The 12,982-nt window shown below is 67.1% G+C and carries 12 protein-coding genes; 8 read left to right on the forward strand and 4 right to left on the reverse strand.

All coding sequences use genetic code 11. The annotated features are described in order from the left end of the window. Positions 1-191 precede the first annotated feature (191 nt). Together N4G42_RS11630 and N4G42_RS11635 are read left to right on the forward strand one after the other, a co-directional pair. Entirely contained in the window at positions 192-2,303 is a 2,112-nt protein-coding gene (locus N4G42_RS11630) for a TonB-dependent receptor (protein ID WP_260667268.1), read from the forward strand. A gap of 303 nt (positions 2,304-2,606) precedes the next feature. Continuing rightward, the gene (locus N4G42_RS11635) at positions 2,607-4,229 is read left to right on the forward strand and encodes a sensor domain-containing diguanylate cyclase (RefSeq protein ID WP_260667269.1); all 1,623 of its coding nucleotides are present in this window, start codon (positions 2,607-2,609) and stop codon (positions 4,227-4,229) included. Positions 4,230-4,292: 63 nt separating this feature from the next. On the opposite strand, the gene modC is transcribed toward N4G42_RS11635, so the two are convergent. The 3 genes from modC to modA are packed head-to-tail and all read right to left on the reverse strand — an operon-like array spanning position 4,293 to position 6,847. Continuing rightward, positions 4,293-5,381 (reverse strand): molybdenum ABC transporter ATP-binding protein, encoded by a 1,089-nt coding sequence (modC, locus tag N4G42_RS11640; RefSeq protein ID WP_260667270.1) that lies wholly within the window; start codon positions 5,379-5,381, stop codon positions 4,293-4,295. Then, a complete protein-coding gene (gene modB, locus N4G42_RS11645) occupies positions 5,378-6,061 on the reverse strand; it encodes a molybdate ABC transporter permease subunit (RefSeq protein ID WP_099730282.1) in 684 nt (227 codons plus the stop codon). The genes modC and modB overlap by 4 nt, the downstream gene beginning before the upstream one ends. A 39-nt stretch (positions 6,062-6,100) precedes the next feature. Next, entirely contained in the window at positions 6,101-6,847 is a 747-nt protein-coding gene (gene modA, locus N4G42_RS11650) for a molybdate ABC transporter substrate-binding protein (protein ID WP_409557819.1), read from the reverse strand. A gap of 116 nt (positions 6,848-6,963) precedes the next feature. On the opposite strand from modA, the gene N4G42_RS11655 reads away from it, so the two are divergent. Beyond that, positions 6,964-7,716, forward strand: a complete 753-nt coding sequence (locus N4G42_RS11655; RefSeq protein WP_260667271.1) for a TOBE domain-containing protein — start codon at positions 6,964-6,966, stop codon at positions 7,714-7,716. A gap of 52 nt (positions 7,717-7,768) precedes the next feature. Here N4G42_RS11655 and N4G42_RS11660 read toward each other — a convergent pair whose 3' ends face one another. Continuing rightward, positions 7,769-8,164, reverse strand: a complete 396-nt coding sequence (locus tag N4G42_RS11660; RefSeq protein WP_260667272.1) for a DUF2845 domain-containing protein — start codon at positions 8,162-8,164, stop codon at positions 7,769-7,771. Positions 8,165-8,302: 138 nt separating this feature from the next. Between N4G42_RS11660 and N4G42_RS11665 the strand changes: the two genes are divergently transcribed. From N4G42_RS11665 to N4G42_RS11685, 5 genes are all read left to right on the forward strand, one after another. Further along, positions 8,303-9,028, forward strand: coding sequence for a response regulator transcription factor (locus N4G42_RS11665; protein WP_260667273.1), 726 nt, complete (start codon positions 8,303-8,305; stop codon positions 9,026-9,028). Positions 9,029-9,084: 56 nt separating this feature from the next. Further along, positions 9,085-10,422, forward strand: a complete 1,338-nt coding sequence (locus N4G42_RS11670) for a sensor histidine kinase (RefSeq protein WP_260667281.1) — start codon at positions 9,085-9,087, stop codon at positions 10,420-10,422. 177 nt (positions 10,423-10,599) lie between these two features. Next, on the forward strand, positions 10,600-11,685 hold the full coding sequence (locus tag N4G42_RS11675; RefSeq protein ID WP_260667274.1) for an ABC transporter ATP-binding protein: 1,086 nt from the start codon (positions 10,600-10,602) through the stop codon (positions 11,683-11,685). A 60-nt stretch (positions 11,686-11,745) separates the two neighbouring features. Continuing rightward, entirely contained in the window at positions 11,746-12,450 is a 705-nt protein-coding gene (locus N4G42_RS11680; protein ID WP_260667275.1) for an HAD family hydrolase, read from the forward strand. A gap of 153 nt (positions 12,451-12,603) precedes the next feature. After that, positions 12,604-12,982, forward strand: a 379-nt coding sequence (locus N4G42_RS11685; protein ID WP_260667276.1) for an AEC family transporter, incomplete at its 3' end; no start/stop codon positions are given.

Below are 12,982 nucleotides of genomic sequence, written 5' to 3' on the forward strand. Positions count from 1 at the left end.
ATCTGGCGGCTGCCAGCGGCCGTATCACGGCGCGCCGCCCATCATTACTCCTGTTTTCATAGCTGCTAGCGCATATTTCACTAGCGCTTGCAGCGGTTTTTATTCATCAACCCGCGCCCCGGGCGCGGGTCGGCATGCGCAGGCGCGTTGGCACCGCCAGCGCCGCGCATGCCTTGTTGCAGGCCACCACCATGACCCACACCTTTTCTACCCACCGCTTTGCTTCCCGCCGTGCACGCCCGGCGCTCCACCCTGTGGCCCTGGCGACCCTGCTGGCGCTGTCTGGCACCAGCGTTGCCACCCAGGCGCAGACTGCACCCGCGCCCGCTGCGGCGGCTGACGCTGCACCCAGTCTGCCCGCAGTCACCGTTTCGGCCAGCGGCCTGCAACTGGGCGCCAGCGACATGACCACCCCCGCCACCGTGCTGGAAGGCGATGAACTGGTGCGCCGCCGCGAGGCCACACTGGGCGAAACGCTGAACAGCGAGCCCGGCATCACCAGCAGCCACTTCGGTGCGGGCGCCAGCCGGCCCATCATCCGCGGCATGGACGGCCCGCGCGTCAAGGTGCTGAGCGATGGCGCCGAGCTGCACGACGCCTCCACCATCAGCCCCGACCACGCCGTGGTGTCCGAGCCGCTGCTGGCCACGCAGATCGAGGTGCTGCGTGGCCCCTCGGCCCTGGTTTATGGCAACGGCGCCGTGGGCGGCGTGGTCAACGTGCTGGACGGCAAGGTGCCCACCGCCATCCCGCAAAAGGGTTACGAAGGCAGCGCCGAGCTGCGCGCCAACTCGGGGGCGGGCGAGGGCGCCGGGGCCTTTTCGCTGACGGGTGGGGCGGGCAACCTGGCCGTGCATGTGGAGGGTGTGGCGCGGGATGCGGGCGACTACCGCGTGGGCAAGGGCTGGTCGGGCGGTAGCAAGGTGCTGGGCAGCTTCAACCGCACGGACACTGGCAGCGTGGGCCTGTCGTGGGTGGGCGACCAGGGCTACCTGGGGGCGGCCTACACCCGCCAGACCGCCAAGTACGGTCTGCCCGGCCACAATCACAGCTTTGACGGCTGCCACACCCATGGCGACCACCTGCACTGCGGCGCCCACGCCGACGACGAAGCCGACGGCCATGACCACGACGCCGCCGCAGGCGATGTGCCGGTGGTGGACCTGCGCAGCGAGCGCTTTGACGTGCGGGGCGAGCTGCGCAACCCGTTTGCGGGCTTCTCGGCACTGCGGCTGCGCGCGGGTGTCACCGACTACAAACACGACGAGGTCGAAGACGGCGCCATCAGCACCACCTTCAAGAACAAGGCCTACGACATGCGTGTCGAGCTGCAGCACGAGCCCATCGGCGGCTTCAAGGGCGTGATCGGCCTGCAGACCTCACAGCGCAAGTTCAGCGCCGAGGGCGAGGAGGCCTATGTGCAGCCCACTGTGACCCGCAAGACGGGCCTTTTCGTGCTGGAGGAGTACCGCTGGAACGACTGGCGCTTTGAAGCCGCCCTGCGCCATGACCGCCAGACGGCCGAGGCCCAGACCAGCGGCATTGAGCGCAGCCACAACGGCACCTCGGCGTCGCTGGGCGCGGTGTGGAAGTTCACGCCGGGCTACCAGGTGGGCACCTCTTTCACCCGCGCCAGCCGCGCGCCGTCGGCCGAAGAGCTGTACGCCCAGGGCCTGCACATGGCCACCAGCACGTACGAACGGGGCAACGCCGACCTGCGCTCCGAAATCTCGCAGAACATCGATGTGAGCCTGAAGAAGACCAGCGGCGACACCACCTTCGGCGTGAGCGTGTTCCGCAACCGCATCCAGAACTACATCTATGGCCGCACGCTCGACGCGCTGGACGGCCTGCAACTGCTTCAGTACAGCCAGGCCGACGCCACCTTCACCGGCATCGAAGGCCAGGTGCGCCAGCGCCTCACACGCAATCTGGGCATCACCCTGTTTGGCGACACCGTGCGCGCCAAGCTGGACGGCGGTGGATTGCTGCCGCGCATCCCGGCCACCCGCGCCGGTGTGCGGCTGGACGCCAACTGGCAGGCCTGGGAAGGCCAGGTGGAATGGGTGCAGGTGGCCCGCCAGAACCGCGTGGCCGATTTTGAAACCGCCACGCCCGGCTACGGCATGCTGAACCTGGGCGTGAGCTACAACGGCCAGTTCAGCAGCGGTACCCCCTGGCAGGTGTACCTGAAGGCCAACAACCTGACGGACCGCCTGGCGTACGCGCACACCTCGTTCATCAAGAACGCAGCGCCGCTGATGGGGCGCAATCTGACGGTGGGGGTGAAGGTGGCGTTCTGACGGGTGATGCCGTCGTGATGTTTTGAGTGAGCCAGCGGCGGAGGAGGGCGTTGCTGGCTCGCACACCTCCCGGACCCAAACCACCGAGTCCAAAGGTGACTTGGATGCATGCCATACTCGCTTTGACGTGGTTGATTTTTCGATCCGTCAAGGCGACGCTGCCTCAGTCCCGGTGATGGCGCGCAACCGATTCGGAAATGGGATTGGCACCGCAGCAGGCCGCCCAACGCCGGGTCGCGCGACGCGCGAAGGACTTGTTTGGCGCGGCCCGGCATGAATCTGACCCATTTGCAATAGCCCTGCATGCCCATCACTCCCACGCCGTCCGCAAACCTGTTGCAACTGCTTCCCGAGGCGGTGGTGCAGACCGATGCGCTGTGGGAGATCACGTATCTGAACCCGGCGTGGCACAAGCTCACTGGCCACTCGGTGGCAGCGGCGCTTGGCAGGTCATTGCTGGAGTTCGTGCATCCCGACGACATCGGAACCATGCGCTCGGGCATGCCGGTGTTCCGCTTGCGCTTTGCCGACGCGGACTACCGCTGGGTGCGTCTGCAGTTCCACCCGGAGACGGATGCGGCAGAGCGGGTGATCAGCCGCCAGGGTGTCCTGATCGAGATCACCGAGGTCACCGAGCAGGTGCTGGTGGAAATTCGCCAGCGCTTTCTGCGCTTGCTGGAAACCATTGATGGCGTGGTGTGGGAGGCTGAAATCGGGGTGGGCAATACCTTTCTGAGCCCACAGGTCGAACGCTTGTTCGGCTACTCCGTCGAGGAGTGGCGGGCTGACCCGGGCTTCTGGAGGGCGCATGTGCATCCCGATGATCTGGAGGAGGCCTTGGTGATCGACGATGCCGCCTACACCGCCACGCACAGCCATGCCTACGAGATGAGCTACCGGCTGATTGCCAAGTCGGGCAAGGTCGTGTGGGTGCGTGACCTGTGCCGCGCAGTGGTCGAACCGGGTCGCCCGAACCGCATGATCGGCCTGATGATCGATGTCACCCAGCAGAAGAACACCGAACTCGATCTGTTGCGCTCCGAAAACCGCTATTCGCTGGCGACCCGCGGATCCAATGACGGTATCTGGTATTGGGACTTGCGAACGGACGCCCTGCATGTGTCCGGGCGCTTTCTCCAGATCGTCGGGCTGGGTAGCCGCGATCATGTGTACGACGGAGGCTGGCGCTTTCTCGAGCAACTGATTGATCGCGAGGATCGCGCTCGCGTGCAGGAGGCCTACCGCAGGCACCTGTCCGGAAACAGCGCGAACTTTTCGGTGGACTTCCGTGCGTTCCACGGGGCGGGGCGGCTGGTGTGGGTCAATTGGCGCGGGCTCGCCGAGTTTGAAGACGGTGTTCCCGTGCGCATGGCGGGATCGTTGAGTGATCTGGCCGAGCGTGGCAGCTCCTACGATGCGCTGACCAACTTGCCCGGCCGGCCGTTGTTCCGCGATCGCCTCGCACAACTCATCGCGCTGCACCAGAACGACGGGGTGAACGGTGATGGCGAGCCAATACGCGGTGGGGCCACGATGTTTGCCGTGCTGCTGCTGGACCTCAACGGGTTCAAGGCCGTCAATGACTGCTACGGACACCATGTGGGCGACCAGCTATTGCAACAGGTGGCGCGGCGGCTCGAATCATGCGTGCGGGCGGTGGATCTGGTCGCCCGCATGAGTGGCGACGAGTTCAATGTGCTGCTGGAGTCCATTGACCCCGCTGAAGCCAGCCAACGGGCAGAGCAGATCGCCGCCGCCCTTGCCGCGCCCTATGTGATCGGCGAACACACCGTGATCAGTGGCGCGAGTGTTGGCTTGGCCACCAGCGCATCCAGGCTGGCGACGGTCGACGACTACCTGCGCGCGGCAGACACCGCCATGTACCAGGCCAAAAGTCAGTCATTGGGCGTGTGCGTGGCCCCATAAGGCGTCGTGGCCACGCCCTGCGAGGGCGTGCGGATCCGGGCTGCAGGGCCGCAGGTGGGCACCTCAAGGAACAATCGCCACCGATTTGACCTGGGCCCACACCGCGCTGCCGGGCACCACCCCCAGCGCATGCAGGGACCGGTGGGTGACCCGCGCGAGCAGAAAAGACTCCCCACAGCGCAGCTGCACGAGCGCCTGCGAGGGGTGGGCGTCGGGCGCGACCGAGTCGATCACGCAGGGCAGGTGGTTCTGGATGCTGGTCTGCATGGGCTCCTGCACCGTCAGGCTCACGTCGCGGGCCAGCACTCGCAGCCGCACCGCCTGGCCCACGGGCAGGCCGCTGTCGCGCAGCCACATGGCGCCACCGGCAAAACCCACGCGCGCCAGGTGCCAGGCCGTGTCCCTCTCCAGCACCTGGCCGCGCAGCAGCGCGCCCGCATCGTCGCCCAGCACCACGGGCAGGTGCACCGACGACAGCACCTGGTCCACTGGCCCGGCGGCCTTGACATGGCCGCCCTCCAGCACCACCAAGTGGTCGGCCAGCCGTGCCAGTTCGTCGGCAGAGTGCGTGACATACAGCATGGGGATGTGCAGCTCGTCGCGCAGGCGCTCCAGCCAGGGCATGATCTCCTGGCGCCGCGCCAAGTCGAGTGCGGCCATGGGCTCGTCCAGCAGCAGCAGCCGGGGGGAAGTTGCCAAGGCACGGGCAATGGCGACCCGCTGGCGCTCGCCGCCCGAGAGCTGGCCGGGCCGGCGCTGCAACAGACGGCCGATGCCCAGCAGTTCGATGGCCGTGTGCAGCGTGGCCTCGGCCTGCGCAGACCGGGCGCGCTTCAGGCCATACCGCAGGTTGCCCAGCACGTCCAGGTGCTCGAACAGGCTGGCCTCCTGGAACACGTAGCCCAGCGCCCGCTGGTGGGTGGGCAGAAACACCTGGGTGGCATCGTCCTGCCACACCTCGCCAGCCACCACCACCAGGCCGGGGTGCGCGCGCTCCAGCCCCGCCACGCAGCGCAGCACGCTGGTCTTGCCCGAGCCCGAGGCGCCAAACAGCACCGTGATGCCGCTGCCGGGCAGGTGCAGGTCCACGGCCAGTTCAAAGTCGGCACGCAGCAGAGCGAGCCGGATGCGCAGGTCTCCAGGCGCACTCATGGCAGCACCCGCGAGCCACGGTTCTTGAGCAGCGCCAGGCACAGCAGCACCACGAACGAGAACAGCACCATGCCGCCCGCCAGCCAGTGCGCCTGGGCGTATTCCATGGCTTCCACATGGCCGTAGATCTGGGTGGAGACCACCCGCGTCTTGCCCGGGATGTTGCCTCCAATCATCAGCACCACGCCAAACTCGCCCACCGTGTGGGCAAAACTCAGGATGGCCGCGGTGAGCAGACCAGTGCGGGCCTGCGGCAAGGCCACCGTGAAAAACGCATCCACCGGGCTGGCCCGCAGGGTGGCGGCCACTTCCATAGGACGACGACCCATGGACTCAAAGGCATGCTGCAGCGGCTGCACCGCAAACGGCATCGAGAACACCACCGACCCGATCACCAAGCCCGTGAAGGTGAACGACAGCAGGCCCCAGCCCATGGCCTGCGTGAACTGCCCCAGCGGCCCGGCGGGCCCCATGGCCACCAGCAGGTAAAAGCCGAGCACCGAGGGCGGCAGCACTAGCGGCAGGGTCACAAATGCGCCCACGGGCCCTTTCCACCACGACTCGGTTTGCGACAGCCACCAGGCCAGTGGCGTGGCGATCAACAGCAGCACGAGGGTGGTGAGGGTGGCAAGCTGCAGGGTCAGCCAGATGGCTTGCAGTGCTTCAGGGCCCAGAGGCATAAAAGAAAAGGGCGGTGGCGTGGATGGGGTGTGAGTATCTCAGTGCTCGTAGCCAAAGCCGCGGATGACCGCACGCGCCTTGTCGCCCTTAAGGTATTGCAGCAATGCCGCCGCTGCCGCGTTGCCCTGGCCCTTGTTCAGCAGCACGGCGTCCTGGCGCAGCGGGGTATAGAGCGCTGCAGGGACGGCCCACACCGAGCCCTCCACCAAGCGACCATCGGCCATCACCTGCGACAGGGCGACAAAGCCAAGCTGGGCATTCTGGGTGGCAACGAACTGGTGGGTCTGGGCAATGTTCTCGCCCTGCACAAACTTGGGCCGCAGGGTGTTCAGCACGCCCATCTGGGTCATTACCTCCACTGCGGCGGCTCCGTAAGGGGCGAGCTTGGGGTCGGCCAGCGCGATCTTTTCGAAGGTGCCGGATTGGAGCACCTGGCCCTGTGCATCTACCAGGCTGGGCTGCTTGCTCCAAAGGGCCAGCTTGCCAATGGCGTAGGTGAAACGGCTGGCATCGACCGCCAGGCCTTCCTTCGCGAGCCTGGCTGGGGTTTCATCATCGGCGGACAGCAGCAGGTCAAACGGCGCACCGTTCTTGATCTGCGCATAGAACCGCCCGGTGGAGCCAAAAGCCAGCGTGGCTTTGTGGCCGGTGTCCTGCTCAAACAGGCGGGCAATCTTTTGCATCGGGGCTGTGAAGTTGGCGGCCACGGCCACCGACACCTCACCCGCTTGGGCCGAAACCGCCATCGCCAACGAGGCGGCCACGGACAACAGGAAACGCTTCACGACAGACTCGCTATTCTTCATTGGAATAGCGGGACTGTAGCATGTCAGCCGCTGCGCTATTCCGTTGATGAACAGCGAGGCCTCAAGCGTCAGCACCACCCAGTTAACATGCCCGCATGAGCAATTCTTCACTGCCACTGGCCGAGGTGCTGGGCCACGAGGCCACGGACAAGCGCATCGACATCCTGCGCCGCATTGGCGAGGTGGGCTCCATTTCCGAGGCGGCGCGGGGCGCGGGCGTGAGCTACAAGGCCGCCTGGCAGGCACTGGAGACGCTGACCAACCTGGCCGGGGTGCCACTGGTGGAGAAGGTGGTGGGCGGCACCGGCGGCGGCGGTGCCGCGCTCACCCCAGCCGGCCAGCGGGTGCTGCAGGCGGCACATGCGCTGGCGGATGCACGCCAGCAGGTGCTGGGGCGATTGAAGAGCGACGACGACGCAGCGACTGGCCGCGCCGCACTGGCGCTGCGCACCAGCATGCGCAACCAGTTTCCTTGCACCGTGGGCAAGGTGCGGGCAGTGGGAGGGCTGGTGCGTGTGCAGCTGCTGCTGGCGGATGGGCAGGCGCTGCATGCATCCATCACCCGGGTCAGCGCGCAGTTGCTGGGTTTGAAGGCTGGGCTGAGTGTGCTGGCGCTGTGCAAGGCGACAGCGGTTCTGGTGGCCCCAGAATTGTCCAGTCCCAGAGGCAATGCCATGGCCGGAGTGGCGCGGAGCGTCGCTCGCGGTGCAGCCCCCGAGGTGGTGCTGCAGCTGCCGAGTGGCATCCAGCTGGTGGGCTTTGCCGCTGAGGGAGCCAAGGTCCGAGCGGGCCAGCAAGCCACGGCGGTTTTTGACGAATCCAGCATCGTCATCGCTGCAACTTCCTGAGGATTGAGCGCCTTCCTCGACATTTGAAAGGCAGGAGGGTCAGCGGCACCCACTATCTGGCGCGGTCGCCGTCGCGCACAGATTCGATGGCGCCGTTGTAGATGCGAACCACCCCCAGGAAGGTGCCCGGCCCCCGGTCGTAGGTCCACTCTTCCATGGGTACGCACTGGTTGGCCAGCACCGCTGCGGGGCTGCCCGGGCGGTAGGGCGTCACCACCCAGCCCAGCTGCAGCATGGAAATGCACACGCCCTGGCGGTAGATAGGGTCACCACATTTCTGGAGCAGGGTCACCGGAGAGTCGCCTTTGCCCACCAGCGAACCATTGCAGCGCAGCGACTGCGAGGCCTGGGCGGGCAGCACCATGCACAGGGCCAGTGCGGCTACCAGCAGTTGCAAGGTCTTTAGACGAGGGCCTGACAGCGCGGTCTGGGTCAAAAGTGATCTCATGGCGGCGGATTCCAGAAGGCTGGGCCCCACTGTACAGCGGCACGCCGCAGAAGGACGAACCCGCCTTTCGCTTCCCTTTCATCGCGCGTCCGTAGAAGCACAGTGGCTCGGGCCTGCCGCAGGCGGCATGATCGGGGGATGAAACTGTTGTTGGTCGAGGACGATTTTGATCTGGCCGGGGCCCTGAGCCGGAGTCTGGTGGCCCGTGGGTTCGAGGTGTTGTGCTGTGCCGATGGCAAGGAGGCCCTGGCGGCTGCGCGGCGCACCGCGTTTGACGTGATCACGCTCGACCTGTCGCTACCGGGCCTGGACGGGCTGGAGGTGCTGCGGCGCCTGCGCGACGGCGGCAGCACCACGCCGGTGCTGGCATTGACGGCCCGCGCGGCCGTCACGGACCGGGTGGCGGGGCTGGAGGCCGGGGCTGACGACTACCTGGCCAAGCCGTTTGACCTGGACGAACTGGTAGCGCGGCTGCGGGCCCTGACGCGCCGTGTGGGGCGCGACGGGCAGTTGCGCTGCGGGGCGCTGTACCGAGAGCCGGGCAGTGGCGTGTTCTACAACGATGCCTTGCCGCTGGAGCTGTCGCAGCGGGAGTCCGAACTGCTGCGGCTACTGATGTCGCGCGTGGACCGGGTGGTGAGTAAGGAAGAGTTACGCACCCAGGTGTTTGCCAACACGGACGAGCAGGTGCAAGCCGACGCAGTGGAAGTGGTGGTGCACCGGCTGCGCAAGAAGCTGGTGGGCACCAACGCCGAGATCGTGACCTTGCGCGGCGTGGGCTACCTGCTGTGCGACGCCGACAGCATGGCCGCCCACAAGACGGAAAAATCCGAAAAATCCGACAAAGGCGGGGTCGCCCGGTGACGCTGCGGCGGTGGCAGCGGCGGCCCTGGCGGCCGCGGGGCGGCTCATTGCAGCGGGTGCTGCTGGTGGGCTGGCTGGTGCCGCTGTGGGGGCTGGTGGCCGTGATCTGCGTGGTGCAATGGACCTATCAGGCGCAGCATGACGCCACCGCGCAAGACGAGGCCCTGCGCCAGGCGTTGGCGCACTGGCCTGCAGATCTGTCAGCAGAGCCTGCCGCATCCCTGCCTGCCCAACCAGTGCCCGGTGTCTGGTACCGCGAGAGCAATCTGGACGGCGAACGCCTGGCGGGCAGCGCCGACCTGCCGCGCGTGCCTCCCACCGAGGTGGTGCGTGACCCCGGTGCCGTGCACTTCTACCTGGCGCAGGTCGGGGACCAACTGGTGCGGGTGGCCGTGACCCTGTACCAGCCCACCGGGGTGAAGGAGGGGCACGCCGTGGCTGCGCCCGTGGTGCGCCAGGCGGCACGCCCGCTGGCCGAGCGCCTGCCGGGTGGGCGCCGCCTGCTGGGCGGTGGCTCGGGCCTGTGGTGGGCGGTTCTGCTGGCACTGGCGATGACCACCGTGGCGGTGCTGCTGGCGCGGGCGGCATCGGGCTGGTTGCGGCATGCGGATGTGTCGCTGATGCGGCCGCCCAGCGGCGACGTTGTGGGCACGGCAGAGCGCATCTACGAAGGCCCGTCGGAACTCGCGCCCGCCGTGCAGCATTTTGCCGAGCTGCAACACAGCCAGAGCCGCTGGATTGAGGAGCAGCGGCGCTTTCTGGCCGATGCCACCCACCAGCTGCGCACCCCCATGGCCGTGCTGCGCACCCAGCTGCAGGCCGCCATGGCGGGTGACATGCTGGTGGGCGATGCGCTGCAGCAGATGCTGCACACCGTGGACCGCGCCTCGGGCCTGGCCAACCAGTTGCTCAGCCTGAGCAAGGTGGAGCAGCTCAAGCGCATGGGCGAGCTGCCCAGCGTGGACCTGAACGCGATTGCCCGCGAGGCCGTGATGGAACTGGCACCGCTGATTGCGGCCAAACGGCTCGACTTTGCGCTGGAGGGCCCCGACACGCTGTGGGCACCCGGCGACGCGGCGCTGCTGGGCGAGCTTATGCGCAACCTGCTGGCCAACGCCATCCACCACACGCCCACCCATGGGCGGCTGGGTGTGCTGCTGCGCGACAGCACTGGGCGGCGCGAGGTGCTGGTGTGGGACGAGGGCCCCGGCATCGACGACGCCGTGCGGCAGCGACTGTTCCAGCCGTTTTCGGCGGGGAAGGGAGGGGTGGGGCTGGGGTTGTCCATCTGCCGGCAGATTGCCGAGGCGATGGGCGCCCAGGTCACGCTGTTCAACCGCATGGACGCGGGGCAGGTCATCGGCGTGGATGCCGTAGTGGCCTGGGAAAGTTGATATGAAGCCCCCCTGTGTCGCCTGCGGCGCCTTCCCCCCAGGGGGATGCAGCCCTTGCTGCGGGGCGGCCCTTGCTCGGCTGCTCTGGCGCAGGGCGCGCGGGTTTCATGGGGCCAGTTGTCGTTCATTGAGCTTCCCATCGGCCTCAGACATGGCAGTCGCCAAAACGTACGCACCATGACGAACTCTGCGGGCCATCACGGCATTGAATTCAGGGACGTGTGCAAGCGGTATGGGGCATCGCCCGGCGCCCCGCTGGTGGTGGACCACATCAGCTTCAGCGTGCCACGCGGCACGCTCACCACCATCCTTGGGCCGTCGGGCTGCGGCAAGACGACCACGCTGCGCCTGATTGCCGGGCTCGAATCTCCCACATCGGGCCGCATCTTCATCGACGGGCAGGACGTGACCCCCCTCGGCCCGGCGCAGCGTAACGTGAGCCTGGTGTTCCAGAACTACGCGCTGTTTCCGCACATGAACGTCATCGACAACGTGGTCTACGGCCTGCATTTGTCGGGGCTGGGCAAACAGCAGGTGCGCGACAAGGCGCGTGCCATGCTCGACACCGTGGGCCTGCACGGCCTGGACCAGCGCAGGCCGCACGAGTTGTCGGGCGGGCAGCAGCAGCGCGTGGCCCTGGCCCGCGCGCTGGCGCTGGAGCCTGCCGTGCTGCTGTTTGACGAACCCCTGTCCAACCTGGACGCCCGCCTGCGCCGTTCCATGCGCGAGGAAATTCGCGCCCTGCAGCAGCGCCTGAAGCTCACCGTGGCTTATGTCACCCACGACCAGTCCGAGGCCCTGGCCGTCAGCGACCAGATTGTGGTGATGGACCGGGGCGCCATCGCCCAAAGCGGCGCGCCCAGCGCGCTGTACGAGCAACCGACCTCCGAATTTGTGGCGGGCTTCATGGGCGAGGCCATGCTGTTCGCGGCCCAGAACCACGCGCCCAGCCCGGGTAGCAATGCAGACACCGGGTATGCGCAACTGGGCCCGCTGCTCGTGCCGTCACCCGCCGCACTGCCCGCAGGCCCGGTCAAGATCGCCGTGCGCCCGGAGGCCTGGGTGATCGGCCCTGCAACATCGGCAGGCCTGGCCGCGCGGGTCACCCGCTGCACCTACCTGGGCAGCGTCATGGAATACACCTTTGCCAGCGCCCTGGGCGCCATTTTTGTGGTGTCGCCTCTGGTGGAGTTGCCGCTGGATGTGGGTGCCCCGGTCAGCCTGACGCTGGCAGACCACGGGGTGTCCGTCGTGGCCGGATGAGGCGGGCGGCGTTTGCCCGGCACGCGCCACGCCGTTCAGTGATACCTTTTTTGATGAGCGATGCCCTTGGACTACACCGTTGCTGTTTTTGATCTGGACAACTGCCTGATGGATGCCCGGGCTGTGGGGCCCTTGTTCGAGCCCGCTTTCGAGGCGGTGCGGCAAGCCAACCAGGGCGCACTGAGCCCTGAGGCCCTTGCGCAAGCGCTGCAGGCCTGCTGGTTCACCGCGTTCGACCTGGTCGCCCAGCGCCACCATTTCACGCCCGCCATGCGCGCGGCGGGGTGGCAGCAGTTCAGCCAGATGGAGGCGAAGGCGCCGTTGCGAGGCTACGCCGACATCGAACTGCTGCCCCGCATCCCGCTGCGGCGCTATCTGGTCACCAGCGGCTTTCAGCGCCTGCAGGACAGCAAGATCGATGCGCTGGGAATCCGCCCCTGGTTCGAACAGGTGCTCATCGACGCGATTGACGCACCACCCACCGGCGCCGCGCATGGCAAGCAGGCCCTCTTTGAGCAGATCCTGGCCCGCGAGGGCTGCGCGCCCCGCCAGATGCTGGTGGTGGGCGACAACCCCTTGTCCGAACTGTCGGCCGGGCGCGCGCTGGGGGCTACCACCGTCCAGACGGTGCGGCCGGGGGTCGAACCCTGGCCTCTGGCCGACCACCGGGTGGAGGGGCTGCAAGGGCTGCTGGCTCTGCTGTCGCCGGATGCGCCGCGCGCCGCAGCGGATACGCCCCCAGCGAGCGCAGACCAGAGGATTTGAAAGAAATCGGCGCCAAGCGCTAGTGGAATATGCGTTAATAGCTATTGAATATGCAGCAAAACGTGGGTGTGCGTTGGGCGCAGCACGCCGAGTCGGCAGGGATCATGGGAGACAATCGGCGCCCACCTTTGCCTACCTGGCGCGCTTTTCTCCGTGAACTCTCCTGTCTTCACCTCGCTGATCCCCGTCATCCTGTTCATTGCCATCGGCTTTTATGTGGGGCGGCGCGGCTGGATACGTGCCGAATCCGTCAAGGACCTGGCCAACCTGGTGTTCATGGTGCTCACGCCCGCGCTGCTGTTTCGCACCATGAGCACGGTGCACATCGAAGACCTCAACTTCGGCCCCGTGGGCATCTACTTTGTGGCGTTTGGCGTGGTCTACGCGGCCACGCTGGCGGTGCAGGGCTTCAACACGCTGGGCGCCGCCCGGGCGCTGGCCAACACCTTCAGCAACACGCTGATGATCGGCGTGCCGCTGGTGGGCCTGGTGTTTGGCGATGCGGGGCTGGTCACGCTGTTCACCCTGATAT

This window comes from Acidovorax sp. K2F (assembly GCF_025246485.1).
GTDB lineage: Bacteria > Pseudomonadota > Gammaproteobacteria > Burkholderiales > Burkholderiaceae_C > Acidovorax > Acidovorax delafieldii.

Bases quoted from the DNA above. Each gene is read 5' to 3' on its own strand.
- N4G42_RS11630 (WP_260667268.1), top strand. From the start codon at position 192: ATGACCCACACCTTTTCTACCCACCGCTTTGCTTCCCGCCGTGCACGC.
- N4G42_RS11635 (WP_260667269.1), top strand. From the start codon at position 2,607: ATGCCCATCACTCCCACGCCGTCCGCAAACCTGTTGCAACTGCTTCCC.
- modC (WP_260667270.1), bottom strand. From the start codon at position 5,381: ATGAGTGCGCCTGGAGACCTGCGCATCCGGCTCGCTCTGCTGCGTGCC.
- modB (WP_099730282.1), bottom strand. From the start codon at position 6,061: ATGCCTCTGGGCCCTGAAGCACTGCAAGCCATCTGGCTGACCCTGCAG.
- N4G42_RS11655 (WP_260667271.1), top strand. From the start codon at position 6,964: ATGAGCAATTCTTCACTGCCACTGGCCGAGGTGCTGGGCCACGAGGCC.
- N4G42_RS11660 (WP_260667272.1), bottom strand. From the start codon at position 8,164: ATGAGATCACTTTTGACCCAGACCGCGCTGTCAGGCCCTCGTCTAAAG.
- N4G42_RS11665 (WP_260667273.1), top strand. From the start codon at position 8,303: ATGAAACTGTTGTTGGTCGAGGACGATTTTGATCTGGCCGGGGCCCTG.
- N4G42_RS11675 (WP_260667274.1), top strand. From the start codon at position 10,600: ATGACGAACTCTGCGGGCCATCACGGCATTGAATTCAGGGACGTGTGC.
- N4G42_RS11680 (WP_260667275.1), top strand. From the start codon at position 11,746: ATGCCCTTGGACTACACCGTTGCTGTTTTTGATCTGGACAACTGCCTG.